The sequence below is a fragment of the Cupriavidus sp. FW216-B1 genome, assembly GCF_058789195.1.
In genome coordinates, this window is sequence record NZ_JBYTEL010000007.1 from 195200 (window position 1) to 213741 (window position 18542).

General features: G+C 70.5%; 16 protein-coding genes. 14 read left to right on the forward strand and 2 right to left on the reverse strand.

Translation table 11 applies throughout. From position 1 onward, the window contains the following. Nucleotides 1-32: 32 nt before the first annotated feature. Genes phnA through AC3WXD_RS17410 form a run of 6 tightly spaced genes read left to right on the forward strand, consistent with a single transcriptional unit; the run spans nt 33 to nt 7480 of the window. Nucleotides 33-1286 carry a phosphonoacetate hydrolase gene (phnA, locus tag AC3WXD_RS17385; protein WP_059412412.1) on the forward strand — a complete coding sequence of 418 codons (1254 nt, stop codon included), beginning with the start codon at nt 33-35 and terminating at the stop codon, nt 1284-1286. After that, nucleotides 1283-2569 (forward strand): alkaline phosphatase family protein, encoded by a 1287-nt coding sequence (locus AC3WXD_RS17390; protein ID WP_492324275.1) that lies wholly within the window; start codon nt 1283-1285, stop codon nt 2567-2569. Before phnA ends, AC3WXD_RS17390 begins: the two co-directional genes overlap by 4 nt. A gap of 41 nt (nt 2570-2610) precedes the next feature. After that, complete coding sequence (locus AC3WXD_RS17395) at nt 2611-4146, forward strand: ABC transporter substrate-binding protein (protein WP_029043469.1); 1536 nt, start codon at nt 2611-2613, stop codon at nt 4144-4146. Beyond that, entirely contained in the window at nt 4146-4979 is an 834-nt protein-coding gene (locus tag AC3WXD_RS17400) for an ABC transporter permease (RefSeq protein WP_492324276.1), read from the forward strand. Before AC3WXD_RS17395 ends, AC3WXD_RS17400 begins: the two co-directional genes overlap by 1 nt. Nucleotides 4980-4982: 3 nt before the next feature. Beyond that, nucleotides 4983-5906, forward strand: coding sequence for an ABC transporter permease (locus AC3WXD_RS17405; RefSeq protein ID WP_020202401.1), 924 nt, complete (start codon nt 4983-4985; stop codon nt 5904-5906). Continuing rightward, a complete protein-coding gene (locus AC3WXD_RS17410; RefSeq protein WP_043366172.1) occupies nt 5903-7480 on the forward strand; it encodes a dipeptide ABC transporter ATP-binding protein in 1578 nt (525 codons plus the stop codon). The genes AC3WXD_RS17405 and AC3WXD_RS17410 overlap by 4 nt, the downstream gene beginning before the upstream one ends. Nucleotides 7481-7508: 28 nt before the next feature. On the opposite strand, the gene AC3WXD_RS17415 is transcribed toward AC3WXD_RS17410, so the two are convergent. Next, nucleotides 7509-8723 (reverse strand): hypothetical protein, encoded by a 1215-nt coding sequence (locus tag AC3WXD_RS17415; RefSeq protein WP_492324277.1) that lies wholly within the window; start codon nt 8721-8723, stop codon nt 7509-7511. 251 nt (nt 8724-8974) lie between these two features. On the opposite strand from AC3WXD_RS17415, the gene AC3WXD_RS17420 reads away from it, so the two are divergent. The 3 genes from AC3WXD_RS17420 to AC3WXD_RS17430 are packed head-to-tail and all read left to right on the forward strand — an operon-like array spanning nt 8975 to nt 12182. Next, nucleotides 8975-9856, forward strand: a complete 882-nt coding sequence (locus AC3WXD_RS17420; protein ID WP_492324278.1) for a transporter substrate-binding domain-containing protein — start codon at nt 8975-8977, stop codon at nt 9854-9856. Between the two features lie 8 nt (nt 9857-9864). Beyond that, entirely contained in the window at nt 9865-10713 is an 849-nt protein-coding gene (locus AC3WXD_RS17425; protein ID WP_492324279.1) for a transporter substrate-binding domain-containing protein, read from the forward strand. A gap of 29 nt (nt 10714-10742) precedes the next feature. Continuing rightward, nucleotides 10743-12182: an FAD-binding oxidoreductase gene (locus tag AC3WXD_RS17430; protein ID WP_492324280.1), complete on the forward strand. Its 1440-nt coding sequence runs from the start codon at nt 10743-10745 to the stop codon at nt 12180-12182. Between the two features lie 22 nt (nt 12183-12204). Here AC3WXD_RS17430 and AC3WXD_RS17435 read toward each other — a convergent pair whose 3' ends face one another. Continuing rightward, nucleotides 12205-12978: an SDR family NAD(P)-dependent oxidoreductase gene (locus tag AC3WXD_RS17435; protein WP_029043464.1), complete on the reverse strand. Its 774-nt coding sequence runs from the start codon at nt 12976-12978 to the stop codon at nt 12205-12207. A 368-nt stretch (nt 12979-13346) separates the two neighbouring features. On the opposite strand from AC3WXD_RS17435, the gene AC3WXD_RS17440 reads away from it, so the two are divergent. The 5 genes from AC3WXD_RS17440 to AC3WXD_RS17460 all read left to right on the forward strand — a co-directional run bounded on the left by AC3WXD_RS17440 (nt 13347) and on the right by AC3WXD_RS17460 (nt 18542). Beyond that, the gene (locus tag AC3WXD_RS17440) at nt 13347-14555 is read left to right on the forward strand and encodes an efflux RND transporter periplasmic adaptor subunit (protein ID WP_492324281.1); all 1209 of its coding nucleotides are present in this window, start codon (nt 13347-13349) and stop codon (nt 14553-14555) included. 1 nt (nt 14556) lies between these two features. Beyond that, complete coding sequence (locus tag AC3WXD_RS17445) at nt 14557-15264, forward strand: ABC transporter ATP-binding protein (RefSeq protein ID WP_492324282.1); 708 nt, start codon at nt 14557-14559, stop codon at nt 15262-15264. Between the two features lie 21 nt (nt 15265-15285). After that, a complete protein-coding gene (locus tag AC3WXD_RS17450) occupies nt 15286-16440 on the forward strand; it encodes an ABC transporter permease (protein ID WP_020202393.1) in 1155 nt (384 codons plus the stop codon). 15 nt (nt 16441-16455) lie between these two features. Next, nucleotides 16456-17622 (forward strand): ABC transporter permease, encoded by a 1167-nt coding sequence (locus AC3WXD_RS17455; RefSeq protein WP_492324283.1) that lies wholly within the window; start codon nt 16456-16458, stop codon nt 17620-17622. A gap of 353 nt (nt 17623-17975) precedes the next feature. Beyond that, nucleotides 17976-18542, forward strand: coding sequence for a peroxiredoxin-like family protein (locus AC3WXD_RS17460; protein WP_020202391.1), 567 nt, complete (start codon nt 17976-17978; stop codon nt 18540-18542).

Here is an 18542-nt window from a genome sequence, read left to right on the forward strand (position 1 = left end):
ATACCGAACGAAACGTCAGCACAAGGAAAAAGATGCAGCGCGCAGTGGAAGTGAACGGCAATACCTATCTGTGGCCCGGGCGGCCTGTCGTGGTCGTCTGCATCGACGGGGGCGACCCGGAATACCTGAGCCGGTTCCTGGCCGACGGCAGCGTGCCGAACATCGCGCGCTTCGTCCGGGAAGGGTTCGCCACGGTGGCCGATGGCTCGATGCCTTCCGTCACCTGCACCAACAATATGTCCATCATCTGCGGCGTGCCGCCTTCGGTGCACGGCATCTCGGGCAATTTCTACCTGGACGCGGCGACCTGGGCGCCCGTGGCCATGACGGGGCCCGAGCTGCTGCGCAGCACCACCATTCTCTCGGCCTTCGCCAACGCGGGCGCCAGGGTCGTGTCGATCACGGCGAAGGACAAGCTGCGGCGCCAGCTGGGCAAGGACCTGGACGTGTCCCGGGGGCACGTGTCGTTCTCTTCCGAGCACGCCGACCGATGCACGCTGGCCGACAACGGCATCGAGAACGTGCTGGAGTACGTCGGCATGCCCAAGCCCGACATGTATTCCACGGCGCTCTCGCTGTTCGTGCTGGAGGCGGGCATCAAGCTGCTGGCGGAACGCCGCCCGGACCTGATGTACCTGTCGCTGACGGACTACGTGCAGCACAAGTTCGCCCCCGAGGATGCCGAGGCGCGCGCGTTCTATCGCCAGCTCGACGATGCGTTCGGCCGCCTGGCGGGGCAGGACATCGTGCTGGCGCTGACCGCGGATCACGGCATGAGCGACAAGAGCAATGCCGCCGGCGAACCGAACGTGATCTGGCTGCAGGACGTGCTCGACGCGAAGTTCGGCGCCGGCGAAACCACCGTGATCTGCCCGATCACCGATGCGTTCGTGGCCCACCACGGCGCCCTGGGCGGATTCGTGCGCGTGTGGAGCAAGGGCAAGGTCGCGCCGCAGGCCATCATCGACGCGGTCTCGGCGCTCGACGGGGTCGACCTGGCGCTGGGCCGGGAGGCCGCCTGCCGGCTCTTCGACCAGCCCGCCGACCGCGAGGCCGATGTGGTCGTGGTGGGAAGAAAGGACGTGTGCATCGGCAGCGCCGCGAGGCTGCACGATCTCGCCGGGCTGAGGGGGCACCGGCTTCGCACGCACGGCGCGCTCGCGGAAACGAAGGTGCCGTTCATCCTCAACCGTCCGCTCAACGAGGCGTACCGGCAAAAGGCCGCCTGCATGCCGATCGACAGCTGGCGCATCTTCGACTTCGCGCTCAACGGGGTGCAGCCGTGAACCGCAGGCGAGCGGTCGTGGTCATCTGCGACAGCCTGCGCCGCGACCTGGTCACGCCGGCGAACAGCCCGCTGCTCACGGGGCTGGCGGCGCGGGCCACGTGGTTTGCGGACGTGCGCAGCGTGTTCCCGTCGACCACCCGCGTCAGCTCCGCCTCGATCGCAACCGGATGCTGGCCGCGCCGCCACGGGCTGCTGGGCAACTGCATGCTGCTGGAGCAGCCCGACGGCCTGCACAACCACTCGGTCGGCAAACCGGCGTTCCGCGAGCATCTGCGCGCCGCGACCGGCCGCACGCTGTGGGTGCCGACGCTCGCCGAGCGCCTGGCGGAGCATGGCGGCGCGCGCATCTATTCCAACGTGTCGCCGGGCGCGGCCTATTTCCACGACCCGGACGCCCACGGCCACGTGTATCACCGCGCGGGGTCCTACGGCCCGGGGCACGTGCCGCACACCGGCGCGCAGGCGCTGGACATCGCCAGCGGCGCGGCGGGCGACGCGGAGATGACCGAACGCTTCTGCGCCATGCTGCTCGCCGGCGACGCCCCGACGCTCGCCACGCTGTGGCTGTCCGAGCCGGATCATTCCGGTCACGGGCAGGCACTCGGCTCGCCGCCGCACCTGCGCGCCATCGGGCATGCCGAGGCCTGCCTGGCGCGCGTGCTCGAACACGTGGGCCGGCTGCGCGAGCGCGGCGAGGACGTGCTGCTGCTGGTCGGCTCGGATCACGGCATGGAAACCGTGCTCGGCGAGATCGACGTCGAGCAGGCACTGGTCGACGCCGGCCTCAAGGATGGCAGGGAAAGCCGCGAAGTGGTGGTGGCGCCGAACGGAACCTCGTTCGTGCTCGGGGTCATGCCCGCCGCCGCCGCGCGCATTCCGGCCATCGTCGAATTCCTCCGCGGCCAGCCGTGGTGCGCGGAACTGTTCCACGGCGAGGCGCTGGCGCGCATCGGCATGCCGCAGGACCAGTCCGTGTGCACCCTCGCGGTCACGATGGGGCACGTCGACAGCGTCAACGCGCACGCCGTCGCGGGCGCGAGCTGGATCGTGGCCGACCATGCCGACCCCAAGTCATACGACGGCCGCGGGCAGCACGGCGGGCTCGGCGTCAACGAACAGGCGCCGTTCCTGATCGCGCAAGGCGGCGGCTTCGGCCCCGGGCGCGTCAGCCGGCATCCCGTCGGTCTGGTCGACTACGCCCCCACCATCCTGCGGCATCTCGGACTGCCCGCCGATGGCATGGACGGCGAGGCCATTCCCTTCCCGGACTCTTCCAACTGATCACCGATCCGCGTTGGTCACTTAAGCAAGGACACCCAAGCATGAAACGCCGCACGCTATTGAAACTCGCCGCCGCCAGCTCCGTCATGACTTCCGCCGGGCTGCACAGCAGCCTGCTGAGCGCGCAGACCGCGGGCACGCCGCGCCGCGGCGGGACCCTCAAGATCGCCCTGCTGGGCCTGGATACGGCGGACCCGCATCGCCACGCCGGCTCCATCGCGGTGCAGCAGGTCTACGTGGAAACGCTCACCAGCATTGCCGACGACGGCACCGTCAAGCCGTTTCTCGCCGAGCGTTTCGAGATTTCCCCGGACGGCAAGCGCTACACCTTCGCGCTGCGCAAGGGCGTGCGCTTCCACAACGGCCGCGAGATGACGGTGGCGGACGTGAAGGCCAATTTCGAGCGCGTGCGCGACAAGGTCAAGGGCGGCTGGCTGAGTGGCGCGATGAAGCTCATCAGCAGCCTGACGGTCAGCGCGCCCAACACGCTGCATGTGGAGCTGAGCAAGTCCTACGCCCCGTTCCTCAACCTGATCTCGGAGCTGTGGATCGTGGCGCCGGAGTCGCCGGGCTGGGAGGACACCATCCGCCAGCCCATCGGCACCGGCCCGTTCATGTTCGGGAAATGGCAGCCCGACGTGAAATTCACCGCGCCGGCGTTCAAGAACTACTGGCAGCCGGGCCTGCCCTACCTGGACGTCGTGGAGTTCGACCTGCAGGGCGACCGCGACAACAGCCTGTCGCTGCGTTCCGGCGACCTGCAGGTCGCCTACGTCGGCAACGACAAGCTGGCCACGCTGCGGCAGGAAAAGGTCGGCGTGCAGACGCTCAAGGACACGGCCTGGTATTTCCTGTCGTTCAACAATCGCAAGCCGAGCGCGCTGATGCAGGACGCCCGCGTGCGCGAAGCGGTCGCGCTGTGCATCGACAAGCGCGCGTACATGGACTTCATCGTCAAGGGGGCCTGGCCCAGCGACCAGCCCATGCGTCCGGACACGTTCTACTGGGACCGCGCCATCGAGGAGAAGGACCCCTACGCCAGGCCGGATCTCGCGCGCGCCAGGAAGCTGCTCAAGGATGCGGGGATCGACCCGGCGGCGCACACGCTGAAGGTGGTCTCGTGGAAGAACGACTACGCGCAGGTCGCCGTGCAGATGGTGCGCCAGCTGGGCTTCAAGATCGACCACCAGGCGCTCGACGACATCGGCGCCCAGCGCGCGCTCGGCCAGTACGACTGGGATCTGGCGCCGTTCCATTCCGGCCCGCGCGCCGACGTCTACCTGCGCTACGCGCGCCTGCTCTCCGACGGCCCGAGCCCGATGCTCTGGGGCGGCATCCAGGACAAGGAGCTGGACGCCAGGATCAACGCCGCCGTCACCGCGCCCAATGCGCAGCAGGCGAAGGCGGGCTACCTGCAGGCGTGGCAGCACGTCATGGACAAGCTGTACACGCTGGGCATCGGCCACGCGGCCGACGCCATCGGCGTCGCGCCGTCGGTGCGCGGCTATTCCACCGGCTATACCTGGAGCCAGCACCGCGTCGACGGGGGACTGGCCCGCACGTGGCTCGCCGCCTGATGCGCCGGCAACTCTCCCGCCTGGGCCGGTGCTGGCCCTGGGCCATCTTGCTCGCGGCCGTGCTGGCCGCGGCGCTCGGCCCCATGCTGCTGGCCCAGGATCCGTACGCGCAGGATCTGCTGGCGCGCAACGGCGCGCCCTCGGCGGCGCACTGGCTGGGCACCGACAATCTCGGCCGGGACATCCTGGCCCGCATCGTCGCGGGCACGCGCTTCACGCTGATCGTCGCGGTCTTCTCGGGCGCCATCGCGCTGGTCGGCGGTGCCGGCCTGGGCCTGGTCGCGTGCTCGATCGGCGGCGTGGTCCGCACCGCGCTCTACATGGTCTTCGACATGATCCGGACCCTGCCGCCAATCCTGCTGTCGCTGGCGATGATGGTTGCGTTCGGCGTCGGCACGCAGTCCGTGATCCTGGCCGTCGGCATTTCGTTCATGCCGCTGTTCGGCTACGTGTCCCGCGCCGCCAGCGAGCGCGAGATGACCTCGGGCTACGTGCGCGCCGCGCACGTGCTGGGCATCCCGCGCTCCACCATCCTGTGGCGGCACATCTTTCCCAACGTCGCCGGCACGCTGCTGACCCAGCTCGCCATCGTGGTGCCGCGCGCCATCGTCATCGAGTCCGTCCTGAGTTTCTTCGGCCTCGGCGTGGCGCCCGACGTGCCCACCTGGGGGCGCATCATCGCGATGGCGGTGCCCTACGCGGAAGACGCGCCGAATTCATTGCTGTTTCCCGTGCTGGCGCTGGCGCTGACCTCGCTGTCGCTGTCGATCGTGGGCAGCCAGCTGCGCCGGCGCTTCGACCCGCTGGCCCGGATGCGTGCGTCGGGAGCCTGAACCATGCATCCCATGCTCGAAGCCATCACGCATCTGGGCCGCCAGTTGCTCACCGTCGCGGCGATCTCGTTCGTCATCTTCTTTCTCGTGCGCGCCACGCCCGGCGACATCACCGACTACTACGCCGCGCGCGGGGACTACAAGGCCGAGGAGCTCGCCACGCTGCGCAAGGACCTCGGGCTGGACCGCAGCCCCGCCGTGCAGTTCGAGCGCTGGCTCGCGCACGCGGCGCATGGCGAGTTCGGGGAATCGATGCGCTACGGCGCGCCGGTCGCCACGATGCTGGCCGAAGCGCTGCCGCGCACCCTGCGCCTGACGCTGCTGAGCCTGGCCGTCGGGCTGGCGCTGGGCATCGGCCTGGCCATCCTGGCGCTGACCTGGCAGCGCCTGGGCCTGGGCGCGCTGATCGAGGCGATCAACATCTGGTCCATTGCCGTGCCCACGTTCTGCACCGGCGCGCTGGGCATCCTGGTGTTCTCGATCTGGCTCCGGTGGCTGCCCATCCGGGGCCAGATGCTGTTGCCGGTGCTCATTCTCGGGCTGGACATCGCCGGCCAGATCGCCAAGCCGCTCTATGAGGAGCTCAAGGAAACCACGCGCTCCGGCTTCGTGCGCACCGCGCGCGCCAAGGGGCTGTCCGCGTGGCGCGTCACCTGGCGGCATGTCCTGCCCAACTGCCTGTCGCAGGTGATTGCCTTGTCCGGCGTGATCCTGGGAGGGCTGGTGGGCGGAACCCTGACGATGGAAGCGCTGTTCTCCCTGCCGGGGCTCGGCGGGCTGACGCTCGAGGCGATCCTGAGCCGCGACTATCCGGTGATCCAAGTCTCCATCATGACCATCGCCGCCTTCATCGTTCTTGCCAATCTCGCGGCGGACGCCTTGCTGCGCTGGGTGGACCCGCGTCTGGCCAAGGTTTCCCGCCAATGACCGACGTGCATTCTCTTCCCCTTCTATCCATCCGCTCCCTGTGCGCGCATCACGGCGGCAAGCCGGTGCTGCACGATGTCACGCTGGACATCCATCCCGGCCAGTCCGTCGGCCTGATCGGCGAGTCCGGCAGCGGCAAGTCGCTGACCGCGCTGGCCTGCATGGGTTTGCTGCCTGACGGCATCGCCGCCACGGGCAGCATCCGCCATCGGGATACCGAGCTCATGCACCTGGGCGAGCCCGGCTGGCAGGACATCAGGGGCAAAAAGATCGGCATCGTGTTCCAGGACCCGATGACGTCGCTGAACCCCATCATGACGCTGGGGTCCCAGATCCTGGAGAGCCTGAAGCCGGTCGACGGCGAGCGCGCGGCGGACCGGCGGGCCAGGGCCGCGCGCCTGCTGGAGGAGGTCGGCTTGCCCGACCCGGCCGGCATGCTGCGCCGCTACCCGTTCGAGCTGTCGGGCGGGCAGCAGCAGCGCGCCATGATCGCCATGACGCTGGCGGCGGAGCCGGAACTGCTGATCGCGGACGAGCCGACCACCGCGCTGGACGTCACCACGCAGGCGCAGATCCTCTCATTGCTGCGCGACATACAGCGCCGGCGCGGCATGGCCATGCTGTTCATCTCGCACGACCTGGACGTGGTGTCGGCAATGTCGGACCATGTCGCCGTCATGTACGGCGGGCACCTGGTCGAGCAGGGCGGCACGCGGCAGATCATCGATGCGCCGCGCCATCCCTATACCCGCTCCCTGCTCGATGCGCATGCCGGGCTCTCCGTCAGCCGGCGCGGCATGCCGGCCGCCGGCGGCGTCGTGGTCGATATCGCCGGCCTTTGCGTGGACTACGGGCGGTTCCGCCCCAAGCGCGTGCTCGACGGCGTGGCGCTGCGGCTGCACGCGGGCATGACCCTGGGCATCGCCGGCGAATCGGGTTCCGGCAAGACCACGCTGGCCCTCACCATCATGGGGCTGCTGACGCCCAGCGCCGGGCAGGTCCGGGTCTTCGGCATGAACCCGGCCGAAAAACGCCTGCGCCGGGAATTCGCCCGCCATTGCCAGTATGTCTTCCAGGACACCACCGGCAGCCTGAACCCGCGGCGCACGCTGCTGCAGGCGCTGTCGGAACCGCTGCTCGCGCAGGACCGCGCGCTGACCGGCCGCGAGCTGCTGCGCCGCTGCGCCGCCATGCTGGAAGAGGTCGGCATGGAGCCGTCGCTGCTGGCGCGCTTTCCGCACCAGATCTCGGGCGGGCAGCGGCAGCGCATCGTCATTGCGCGCGCGCTCGCCATGAATCCGCGCCTGCTGGTCTGCGACGAGCCCGTGTCGGCACTGGATGCCACGGTGCGCAACCAGGTCCTGGCGCTGCTGGCCGGGCTGCGCCGCGAACGCGACCTGACCCTGATCTTCATCGGGCACGACCTGAACGTGATGGCGTCGATGGTCGACGAGGTCATCGTCATGCGCCGGGGCGGCATCGTGGAGCATGGCGCGGCCGGCGAGGTGTTTTCCTCGCCGCGCCATGACTACACGCAGGAACTGCTGCGCGCCGGGCGCTGCGCGACGGTGTGAGCGGGCGGCGCTTTCCGGGCCGCGCGCGCTAGTCCCCGCCCAGTCCCGTCAGCCGCTGCTCGGCTTCGATCTTGTCGCTCCTGGCATTGAGCAGCGCGGTCTGCGCCTTGAGCGCATCGAGTTCGGCGCTGGCCGCCGCCGCGGCCGCGGCGGTATCGGCCGCCCGTTTCTTGGCGAGGTAGCCTTCCACCGAGGCCGAGGTGTCGGAGGCCGACGAGGCGATCTTCTCGATGGTGCTCTCCTGGCCGTAGGTGAAGCTCTCCAGCTGGCCGTTGGCGGCAAAGCTCAGGGACAGGTTGTTTTTCTGGAACGGGCCGTTCCTGAGCGGCAGGACGAGACGCCGCCCGAACTGGCCGGCGCGGGTTTCCACGGAAGCGAGCAGGCGTTCCGGCGTGCCGTCGCTCTTGCCGGTGGCGACTTCGACGGCGATGGGGGCGGGTTCGCGGTAGACGATGCCCTTGCCGTTCCACTCGGGGGCCGGCTCCGCGGGCTTCGGGGGCATGGCCCGGAGCCGGATCACCGTGGTGAACGCCGGCAGCCGGGCGGCGCTGTCGAGATAGTCCTTCCTGAACCAGGCCTGGAGATCGCCCGCGGCCGGCGCATGGACCATGCGCCGGCTCGCCTCGCTCCAGTCGGGGTCGAACGTGTAGGTCCGGGTGAGGGTCAGCACGGCACGCGCGGCGGTGACGGCGGCCGCCACGTTGGCCCGGCCCTTGTCGTCCAGGCCGGGGTCGATGAGCTGGGCCGTGCTGCCCTGCACGGTCTTCAGGGCTTCCAGGATGCCGGGGCTGCAGGGCTGCGGCGCCACGGCCGCGGTGGGGATGCCGGCCACTATCCGGGCCACGCCGAGCGCCGTCCCGACCACGGCCTTGGCCACCGCGGCGGAGCGGTCCTCGGCCTGCGCGCCGACCGTGTGCAGGGTCTGGTTGTCGTAGACCGTCGCGGTCAGCGTGGTGGTCTTCCAGCCCGAACTCAGCGACTGGAGCGGCAGCGAATAGTGCTGCGCCGGATCCGCGACCGACGCTTCGACGATGGTGGCGCGCTGCACGACTTCGATCCTGGGCTGGCAGGCCTGCAGCTCGTAGGTCGCCGTGACGGTGTAGCGCTGGCGCGGCAGGTAGTAGGAGAAACCCGGCTCGGCCGGCTGGGCGCCGGGGCTGGCCAGTTGCTCGTGGGTGAGCTGCGTGGTGCAGGCGGACAGGACAAGACAGCCGAGGAGTAGCACCCGGACGGATCGCTTCATGGTTCTTCCTTTCTTGGCGGTAAGGACAACACGTGAGGCTGCGCAGAGGCGGGACCGGGTTCCGGCCGCGGCCGGCGCGAAACCCGTGCGCCAGTGTATGCGGATGCCGCCCGGGGCGGCTCCCCACGGCGGTGGGGCGGCGCGCATATCCATATCCGAAACGCTTTGTTGTCGCCGCCGGCGCGATCCCGCAAGATGCCCGCTTGCCTGTCCGTTCCCCCCCTTTTTCCGTGCCTCGCCGCGCGGCCCGCATGCCTTCTTCCGTCTTCCGCTTTCCGCCCGCTGCCCGCGCCACCGTGGCGCTGGCTGCGCTGCTTTGCCTGATGGCCGGCGCCGCCCATGCCGACGCCACGCTGGACAAGATCCGCCAGCGCGGCCAGATCAGCGTCGGCATCGACGGCGCGAGCCCGCCGTTCGGTTTCATGGACACGGCCAGCGGCAAGGTCGGCGGCTACCAGACCGATCTCGCGGCCGATCTCGCGCGGCGCCTCGGCGTGCAGCTGGAGACCGTGCCGGTCACGGCCAACACGCGCGTGCAGTTCCTCAACACCGGCAAGGTGGACGTGCTGATCGCCAACATCCAGTGGACGCAGGAGCGCAGCGAGATCCTGTCGTTCGCGCCGACGCCCTACGATCTCGTGGGCGGCGCGGCGATGGTGTCGCGCGCGAGCGGCATCCACCGCTGGGAAGACCTGCGCGGCAAGGTGGCGTGCGTCTCGCAGGGCAGCAACTTCGCCCGGCCGCTGCAGGAGACCTACGGCGCCATCGTCAAGGGGCTGCGCGGCATTCCCGAATCGCTGCTGGCGCTCAAGGGCGGCTCGTGCGCGGCCTCGGTGCACGTGCAGCCGGCGCTTTACCAGAAGCTGCACGGCGACGGCGCCGCCGAGTGGAAGGACTACGAGCTGGCCACGCCGGACCAGCTGATCCCGTCGCCCACGGTGGTCTGGATGCGCCGCGGCGAGGCCGATACGCAGGCGTTCGTCGACGGGGCCGTCCGCGACTGGCACCGCTCCGGCCTGCTGCTGCGCACCGCGCAGAAGTACGGCGTGCCGGATGCCTACATCAGGCTGCGCAACCAGAGGGCGCAGCAGGGCGAGTTCGATCACGCGCCGCTGGCGCAGGCCACGAAATGACATTGCCGATGCCGACGCTTTTCCGTTCCGGCGCGACCTCGCGCGTTCTGCGCGCCGCGCTGCTGGCCGGCCTCGCGCTGGCCGCCGCCACCGCCCACGCCGACGCCACGCTCGACAAGATCCGCCAGCGCGGCAAGCTCGTGGCCGGCGTGATTCTTTCCGGCCCGCCCTTCGGCACGCTCGACCCGGCCACGCAGAAGCCCATCGGCTACAACGTGACCCTGGCCGAGGGCGTGGCGAAGGGGCTCGGCGTGGCGCTGGAGACGGTGCAGGTGCAGCCGTCCAACCGCGTGCAGTTCCTGCAGCAGGGCAAGGTCGACATCCTGATCGCCAACATGCAGTGGACGCAGGAGCGCAGCGAGATCCTGACCTTCGTGCCCACGCCGTTCGAGGAAGTCGGCGGCGCGGCGGTGGCCAGGAAGGGCAGCGGCGTGACCCGCTGGGAGGACCTGCGCGGCAAGCCGGTCTGCGTCTCGCAGGGCAGCAACTTCACCAGGCCGCTGATCGAGCAGTACGGCGCGCAGATCAAGGCCTTCCGCGGCCAGCCCGAGTCGCTGCTGGCGCTGCGCGGCGGCAACTGCGTGGCCGCGGTGCACGTGAGCCCGACCCTGCGCGACCTGGTGGAGCACAACGCGGACTGGAGCGGCTACGAGATCGTCTCGCCGCGCGACCTGATCCCGTCGCCGTCGGTGATCTGGGTGCGGCGGGGCGAGGCCGACGCGCAGGCCGCGATCGATCGCATCGTGCAGGACTGGCACCGCACCGGCTGGCTGATCGAGGTGGAGAAGAAGAACGGCATGACGCCCACGCCGCTGCTGCACCAGCTGCACGACAAGTACCGCAAGGCGCCGGGCTGAGCCAGCCGCGGCGCGAAGGAAGCCTGCCCATGACCTCTTCTTTGCTGGAAGCGCTGCGCGCCGGGCTCGGCGCGCAGCATGTCCTGGCCGGCGCCGACGCGGCCGGCTATCTCACCGACCAGCATGGCCGCCTGCACGGCCGGGCGCTCGCGGTGGCGCGGCCCGCCGACACGGCGCAGGTGGCGCTGGTGGTGCGGCTGTGCCGCGCGCACCGCGTGCCGGTGGTGCCGCAGGGCGGCAATACCGGCCTGATGGGCGGCGCCACGCCGGACGCGAGCGGCCGCGCGGTGCTGCTGTCGCTGGGGCGGCTGAACCGCCTGCGCGCCATCGACACGGACAACGACACCATCACCGTGGAAGCCGGCTGCGTGCTCGCCAGCGTGCAGCAGGCCGCGCGCGACGCGGGCCGGCTGTTTCCGCTGAGCCTCGGCTCCGAGGGCAGCTGCACCATCGGCGGCAACCTGTCCACCAATGCCGGCGGCACCCAGGTGCTGCGCTACGGCAACGCGCGCGAGCTCACGCTCGGGCTGGAAGTGGTGACGGCCGAGGGCGCGGTCTGGGACGGCCTGCGCGGGCTGCGCAAGGACAATACCGGCTATGCGCTGCGCGATCTCTACATCGGCAGCGAAGGCACGCTCGGCATCATCACCGCGGCCACGCTCAGGCTGTATCCGTTGCCGGCCACGCAGCAGACCGCGCTGCTGGCCTTTCCGTGCATCGGCAACGCGGTGGCCTTCCTGTCGCACGCGCGGGCCGGCTTCGGCGCGGCGCTGACCGCGTTCGAGCTGATCTCCGACACCGCGCTGGGCCTGATCGCGCGCCACGTGCCGGAGCAGCCGATCCCGCTGCCGGACCTGGACCATCCCTGGTACGCCTTGCTGGAACTGTCCGACGGCGAGGGCGAGGAACACGCCCGCGCGCGCTTCGAGGCGGTGGTGGGCAGCGCGTTCGAGGATGGCCTCGTCACCGACGCGGTCATCGCCGAAAGCCTGGCGCAGAGCCAGGCGCTGTGGCGCCTGCGCGACGAGGCGCTGGGCGAGGCGCAGCGCCGCGACGGCCGCAACGTCAAGCACGATGTCTCGGTGCCCATCTCGCGCATCCCGGCGTTCGTGCGCGGCACGGCGGCGGCGCTGGAGGCGCGCTTTCCCGGCGTGCGGCCGGTGGTGTTCGGGCACCTGGGCGACGGCAACCTGCACTACAACGTCTCGCACGCGCCGCACCAGAGCGCCGCCGCGGTGTTCGCGGTGGAAGACGAGATCCACGAGGTGGTGCACGACAGCGCGCACGCGCACGGCGGCTCGATCAGCGCCGAGCACGGCATCGGCCAGCTCAAGCGCGACGTGCTGCCGCGCTACAAGAGCGCGGTGGAGATGGACCTGCTGCGCCGGCTCAAGCAGGCGTTCGATCCGCTGGACCTGCTCAACCCGGGCAAGGTGCTGCGCGAGGCCGGGCAGGCGCCGCAGGCGTAGCGCCGCGCCGCGCGGCGGGCCGCTACAGCACCGCCGAGGTGCCGCCGTCGATATTGATGCTGGTGCCGGTCACGTAGCTGGCCGCCTGCGAGGCCAGGAAGGCGATGACGTTGGCCGCTTCCTCCGCATGGCCCACGCGCCCGAGCGGGATGTCGCCGGCCATGCGGGCATAGAGCTCGTCGACCGGGATGCCGGCCTGCGCGGCCTTGGTCTCGTGCTGGCCCGCGCGGATCAGGCCGATGCACACGGTGTTTACCAGGATGTTGTCCGGCGCGAATTCCTTGGACAGGGCCTTGGTGAACGCCAGCCCGGCGGCGCGCGTGACGGTGGTCGGCGTCGACCTGGCGCGCGGCTGCTTGGCGCCGATGTTGGTGACGTTGATGATGCGTCCGCCGCCCTGCTGCCGCATGTGGGGAATGGCCAGCCGCGCCAGCCGGATCGCGGCGAACAGCTTGAGCTCGAAGTCGGCCTGCCAGGCTTCGTCGGACACGCTCTCGAACGCGCCCGTGGCCGAGGTGCCGGCGTTGTTGACGAGGATGTCGAGGCGGCCGAAGGCGTCGAGCGCGGCCGTCACCAGTTGCGCGCAGTCGCCGGCCTGGCTCACGTCCGCCCGCACCGCCGCCACGCGCCCGCCCAGCGCGCGGATTTCCTCCGCCACCTGGTCCAGCCGCTCGCGCCCGCGCGCGGCCAGCACCACGGCCGCGCCTTCCTGCGCCAGCCGCAGCGCGGCGGCCCTGCCGATGCCCTGCGAGCCGCCGGTGACGATCGCTACCTTGTCCTGCAATCCCAGATCCATCGCATCCCCTCCCGTTTTTGCGGAAATCATCCGGCGCGTAGTGTATCCGCTAGGCGCGCCCTTTGCCGGGCGCGGCGCGGGGCCGGGGAGGGAGGGGGAGCGGCCGCCGTGCAACAGGATGTGACAAGCCGCCGCGATGTTCGATGTGGTGTTGCCAGCACCGCCCGGGCACGGCACTATACTGGGGCGCCCTTCCCATGCGCGGCGCGCGGGTACGCCGGCGGGCATGCCGGCCGGTGCGTCGTTCGATGTGTTGTCCGATGCGTCGCCCGGCGTGCCCCGCGGCGTGCCGTTCGTCCGGCGGCACCCGCGCCGGCGCGCCGCGACATCCCCGACGTTACCGTCCAACGGCAGAAAAAGGCCCGAAATTGGTTGATCACGATCTGGCAAAGCTGAAAATCGAGCGCGGCCCGCTCGCTCCCGTTCCCCGGCGGCGCAGGTGGCTGCGCTACGCGGCCGCGGCGGTGGCCGTCGCCGTGGCGCTCGGCATCGGCGCCCGGCTGGCCGCGCCGCCCGCGGTGGAGACAGTCACGGTCGCCTCCGCCTACCCGTCGCAGGCCTACACGCTGCTCAACGCGACCGGCTACGTGGTGCCGCAGCGCAAGGCCGCGGTCGGCTCGAAGGCGCAGGGCCGCCTCGAATGGCTGGGCGTGCTGGAAGGCTCGCACGTGAAGCTCGACGAGGTGATCGCCCGCATCGAGAGCCGCGACGTGCAGGCGTCGCTGGCGCAGGCCTCGGCGCAGGTCAGCGTGGCGCAGGCCAACTACGAACTGCAGGTCGCCGAGTTGAAGGACGCCGAGATCGGCCTGCGCCGCTCCGAGACGCTGCTGGTGCCGAAGGCCATCTCCACGGCGCAGTACGACGCCGACTTCGCGCGCTACAACAAGGCGAAGGCGTCGGTCAGCAGCGCGCGCGCCGCCATCGTCTCGGCGCAGGCCAACGCGCGCGCCGCGCAGGTGGCGGTGGACCAGACCGTGATCCGCGCGCCGTTCGACGGCGTGGTGCTGATCCGGCACGCCAACGTGGGCGACAACATCACGCCGTTCTCGTCGGCCTCCGACACCAAGGGCGCCGTCGTGACCATCGCCGACATGGAGACGCTGGAGGTCGAGGCGGACGTGGCGGAATCCAATATCGGCAAGATCAGCGTGGACCAGCCCTGCGAACTGCAGCTCGACGCGCTGCCGGCGCTGCGCATGGAAGGCCGCGTGTCGCGCATCGTGCCCACGGTGGACCGCTCCAAGGCCACGGTGCTGGTCAAGGTGCGCTTCGTGGACCGCGACGCGCGCGTGCTGCCCGACATGAGCGCCAAGATCGCCTTCCTGGAGAAACCGGTGCCGGCGCAGGACCGCAAGCCGGTGGTCGCGGTGCAGCCCGCCGCGCTGGTCGAGCGCGGCGGGCGCAAGGTGGCCTACGTGCTCGGCAAGGACGGCACCGTGCGGGAAACCCCGGTCACGGCCGGCGCCGCGCTCGGCGAGCTGGTCGCGGTCGGCGGCCTGGCGCCGGGCGACGTGGTGGTGCTGGCGCCCGGCGACAAGCTGCGCGACGGCGCCAGCGTCACCGTGGCGAAGAAGTAGCATGCATTCCGCCGCCGCCGCCGCCGCCCCGCTCATCGCCATCCGCCACGTCGCCAAGTCGTACCGGCGCGGCGCGCAGACCGTGCCGGTGCTGACCGACATCACGCTCGACATCGCCGGGGGCGACTTCATCGCGCTGATGGGGCCGTCCGGCTCGGGCAAGAGCACGCTGCTGAACCTGATCGCCGGCATCGACCGGCCCGACAGCGGCGAGCTGCTGGTGGCCGGGCTCGACATCACGCGGCTGGCCGAGGCCACGCTGGCCGAATGGCGCGCGGCCCACGTCGGCTTCATCTTCCAGTTCTACAACCTGATGCCGGTGCTGACCGCGTTCGAGAACGTGGAGCTGCCGCTGATGCTGACCCGCCTGAGCCGCGCCCAGCGGCGCGAGCGCGTCGGCATGGTGCTGGAGATGGTGAACCTGGCCGACCGCATGAGCCACTATCCGTCCGAGCTGTCCGGCGGCCAGCAGCAGCGCGTGGCGATCGCCCGCGCGCTCATCACCGACCCGATGCTGATCGTGGCCGACGAGCCCACCGGCGACCTCGACCGCACCTCGGCCGCGGAGATCCTGGCCATGCTGCAGCGGCTCAACGCGGAGCTCGGCAAGACCATCGTCATGGTCACGCACGACGCGCACGCGGCCGCCGCGGCGAAGTCGCTGGTGCACCTGGAGAAAGGGGAGCTGATCCATGCCAGTGCCGGCTGAGCGGCGCCGCGGACGGATGCCATGTTCGCGCTGAAGCTGATCGTGAGGAACGCGCTGCGCCACAAGCTGCGCACCACGCTGACCGTCGCCGGGCTGGTGGTGGCGGTGCTGGCGTTCGGGCTGCTGCGCACCGTGGTGGACGCGTGGTACGCGGGCGCCTCGGCGGCGTCGAGCGCGCGGCTGGTGACGCGCAACGCCATCTCGCTGGTGTTCCCGCTGCCGCTGAGCTACGAGAACCGCATCCGCGGCGTCGACGGCGTCACGCTGGTGGCGCGCTCCAACTGGTTCGGCGGCATCTACCGCGACCCCAAGAACTTCTTCGCGCAGTTCGCCGTCTCCGACAACTATCTCGACCTTTATCCCGAGTTCATCCTGCCGGCGCAGCAGCGCGCCGACTACCAGCGCGACCGCCGCGGCGCGCTGGTCGGGCGCCAGCTCGCCGACCAGTTCGGTTTCAAGGTGGGCGACGTGGTCCCGCTCAAGGGCACCATCTACCCCGGCACCTGGGACTTCGTCGTGCGCGGCATCCTCGACGGGCGCGACGAAAGCACCATCACGCGCCAGATGGTGTTCCACTGGGAATACCTCAACGAGACCGTGCGCAAGCGCACGCCGCGGCAGGCCGACCAGGTGGGCGTCTACGTGGTCGGCGTGGCCAGCCCCGACAACGGCGCGGCGGTCGCGCGCGCGGTGGACGGCGTGTTCAGGAACTCCCTGGCCGAGACCCTGACCGAGACCGAGCAGGCCTTCCAGCTCGGCTTCGTGGCCATGTCCAACCAGATCATCGCGGCGATCCGCGTGGTGTCCTACGTGGTGATCGTCATCATCATGGCGGTGATGGCCAACTCGATGGCGATGAGCGCGCGCGAGCGCACGGTGGAGTACGCCACGCTCAAGGCGCTCGGCTTCGGGCCGGGCTTCCTGGCGCTGCTGGTGTTCGGCGAGTCGGTCGCCATCGCCGTGGCCGGCGGCGCGCTCGGCATGCTCGCCACGCCGCCGATGGCGACCCTGTTCAAGCAGTCCGTGGGCGGCGTGTTCCCGGTCTTCAGCGTGTCGCGCGAGACCGCGCAACTGCAGGCGGCCTGCGCGCTCGTGGTGGGGCTGGCGGCCGGCATCGTGCCGGCCGTGCAGGCCGCGCGCGTGCGCATCGTCGAGGGCCTGCGGGCCATCGGCTAGGCGCAAGGGACCGACGTGGCGATTCCGCTCTCCTACATCGCGCGCAACCTGTGGGCACGCCGCCTGACCACGGCGCTCACGGCCGGCGGGCTGGCGCTGGTGGTGTTCGTGTTCGCCACCATGCTGATGCTCGACGCCGGCCTCAAGCAGACCCTGGTGACGACCGGCGAGCAGGACAACGTGGTGGTGATCCGCAAGGGCGCCGAGACCGAGATACAGAGCGCGATCTCGCGCGAGCAGGCCAGCATCATGGAGATGCACCCGGCCGTGGCGACGGGCGTCGACGGGCGCCCGTGGGTGTCCAAGGAGGCGGTGGTGCTGATCTCGCTGACCAAGGCCAGCTCGGCGCGGCCCTCCAACGTGGTGATCCGCGGGGTCTCGCCGGCGGGCCTGGCGCTGCGCCCGCAGGTCCGGCTGGTGGCCGGGCGCCTGTTCCGGCCCGGCTCGTCCGAGATCGTGGTCGGCAGCAGCATCGCCAAAGGATTCGACGGCGTGCAGATCGGCGAGCACCTGCGCTTCGCCCAGCGCGACTGGACCGTGGTGGGGCATTTCGACGCCGGCGGCAGCGGCTTCGACTCCGAGATCTGGGGCGACGTCGACCAGCTCATGCAGTCGTTCCGGCGCACCAGCTATTCGGCGATGGTGTTCCGCCTGGCGCAGGCTGGCCGGCTCGACGGCTTCCGCGCCGACATCGACGTCGACCCGCGCCTGGCCAGCGAGGCCAAGCGCGAGCAGGTGTTCTACAGCGACCAGTCGAAGGCGCTGTCCGCGTTCATCAACATCCTGGGCTTCACGCTGTCGGTGATCTTCTCGGTCGCGGCGATGATCGGCGCCATGATCACCATGTACGCCTCGGTGGCCAACCGCGTCGCCGAGATCGGCACGCTGCGCGCGCTCGGCTTCAAGCGCAGCAACGTGCTCGGCGCGTTTCTCATCGAGGCCATGCTGCTGGGGCTGGCCGGCGGCGTCGCCGGCCTCGCCTGCGCGGCGCTGATGCAGTTCGCGTCGTTCTCCACCACCAACTTCCAGACCTTCGCCGACCTGTCGTTCCGCTTCATCCTCACGCCGTCCGTGGTGGCGAAGACGCTCGCGTTCGCGGTGGCGATGGGCCTGTTCGGCGGCTTCCTCCCGGCGCTGCGCGCCGCGCGCCTGAGCATCGTCGACGCGCTGCGGGCGCACTGAGCGCGGCTGCCCGCTTTTTCCGCGCGGCTTCCGGTTCCCGCTTGCGCGGTTGCGCGCCATCTCGCGCCACCTCGCGCCATCTCACGTTACCTCGCGCCACCTCTCTTCGTCTCCCCGCCCGTTCTCAAATACGGAACTGTTGTGCCGTATTTGGGAAACACCTACTGTAGCTTCATCGACAGGGAGACCTGGATGACCGATGCCGCTCAAGCCTGCAACACGCGCCGTGGCGCTACCCGCCACACCCTTGCCCGCGTGCACTGCAGCATGAATCCCAACCTCGCTTCGACCCGCTCCGGCGCGCAGGACAGCGCGCGCCGGCCCCGCCCATGCCCCAGAACGGAGTGCTCCGCATGCTGATTCCCCGCCAGGCCGTCCCGGCCCTCGCCGTCCCCACGCTCGACCACGGCGACTACGTGTTGCAGCACGAGTCGCCGGCGCAGTTTTCCCTCGTGGTGTTCTACCGCGGCTACCACTGCCCGGTGTGCGCCAAATACCTGATGGAGCTGGGCCGGCTGCTGCCCGAGTTCGATGCCCGCGGCGTGTCCGTGGTGGCGATCAGCTCGGACGCCGCGCCGCGCGCGCGCAAGATGGCCGACAAGATCGGCATGCCGGCGCTGCGCATGGGCTACGGCCTGCCGCTGGCGGTGGCGCGCCAGTGGGGCCTGTACGTGACCGAGGGCCACGGCAAGACCTCGATCGGCATCGACGAGCCGCCGATGTTCTCCGAGCCCGGCGTGTTCCTGGTGCGGCCCGACCAGACGCTGTACTACGGCGCGGTGCAGACCATGCCGTTCGCGCGGCCGCAGTTCGCCGAGCTGCTGACCTCGGTGGATTTCGCCATCACGCGCAACTACCCCGCGCGCGGCGAGTACACCGGCCCGGTCAGCGCGGCCGCGCAAGCCGAGATGGCGGCCTGA

Coding starts and splice junctions, on each gene's coding strand:
- AC3WXD_RS17415 (WP_492324277.1), bottom strand. CDS start 8,723: ATGAAGCGATCCGTCCGGGTGCTACTCCTCGGCTGTCTTGTCCTGTCC.
- AC3WXD_RS17460 (WP_020202391.1), top strand. CDS start 17,976: ATGCTGATTCCCCGCCAGGCCGTCCCGGCCCTCGCCGTCCCCACGCTC.
- AC3WXD_RS17395 (WP_029043469.1), top strand. CDS start 2,611: ATGAAACGCCGCACGCTATTGAAACTCGCCGCCGCCAGCTCCGTCATG.
- AC3WXD_RS17420 (WP_492324278.1), top strand. CDS start 8,975: ATGCCTTCTTCCGTCTTCCGCTTTCCGCCCGCTGCCCGCGCCACCGTG.
- AC3WXD_RS17425 (WP_492324279.1), top strand. CDS start 9,865: ATGCCGACGCTTTTCCGTTCCGGCGCGACCTCGCGCGTTCTGCGCGCC.
- AC3WXD_RS17445 (WP_492324282.1), top strand. CDS start 14,557: ATGCATTCCGCCGCCGCCGCCGCCGCCCCGCTCATCGCCATCCGCCAC.
- AC3WXD_RS17405 (WP_020202401.1), top strand. CDS start 4,983: ATGCATCCCATGCTCGAAGCCATCACGCATCTGGGCCGCCAGTTGCTC.
- AC3WXD_RS17435 (WP_029043464.1), bottom strand. CDS start 12,978: ATGGATCTGGGATTGCAGGACAAGGTAGCGATCGTCACCGGCGGCTCG.
- phnA (WP_059412412.1), top strand. CDS start 33: ATGCAGCGCGCAGTGGAAGTGAACGGCAATACCTATCTGTGGCCCGGG.
- AC3WXD_RS17430 (WP_492324280.1), top strand. CDS start 10,743: ATGACCTCTTCTTTGCTGGAAGCGCTGCGCGCCGGGCTCGGCGCGCAG.
- AC3WXD_RS17450 (WP_020202393.1), top strand. CDS start 15,286: ATGTTCGCGCTGAAGCTGATCGTGAGGAACGCGCTGCGCCACAAGCTG.
- AC3WXD_RS17410 (WP_043366172.1), top strand. CDS start 5,903: ATGACCGACGTGCATTCTCTTCCCCTTCTATCCATCCGCTCCCTGTGC.
- AC3WXD_RS17400 (WP_492324276.1), top strand. CDS start 4,146: ATGCGCCGGCAACTCTCCCGCCTGGGCCGGTGCTGGCCCTGGGCCATC.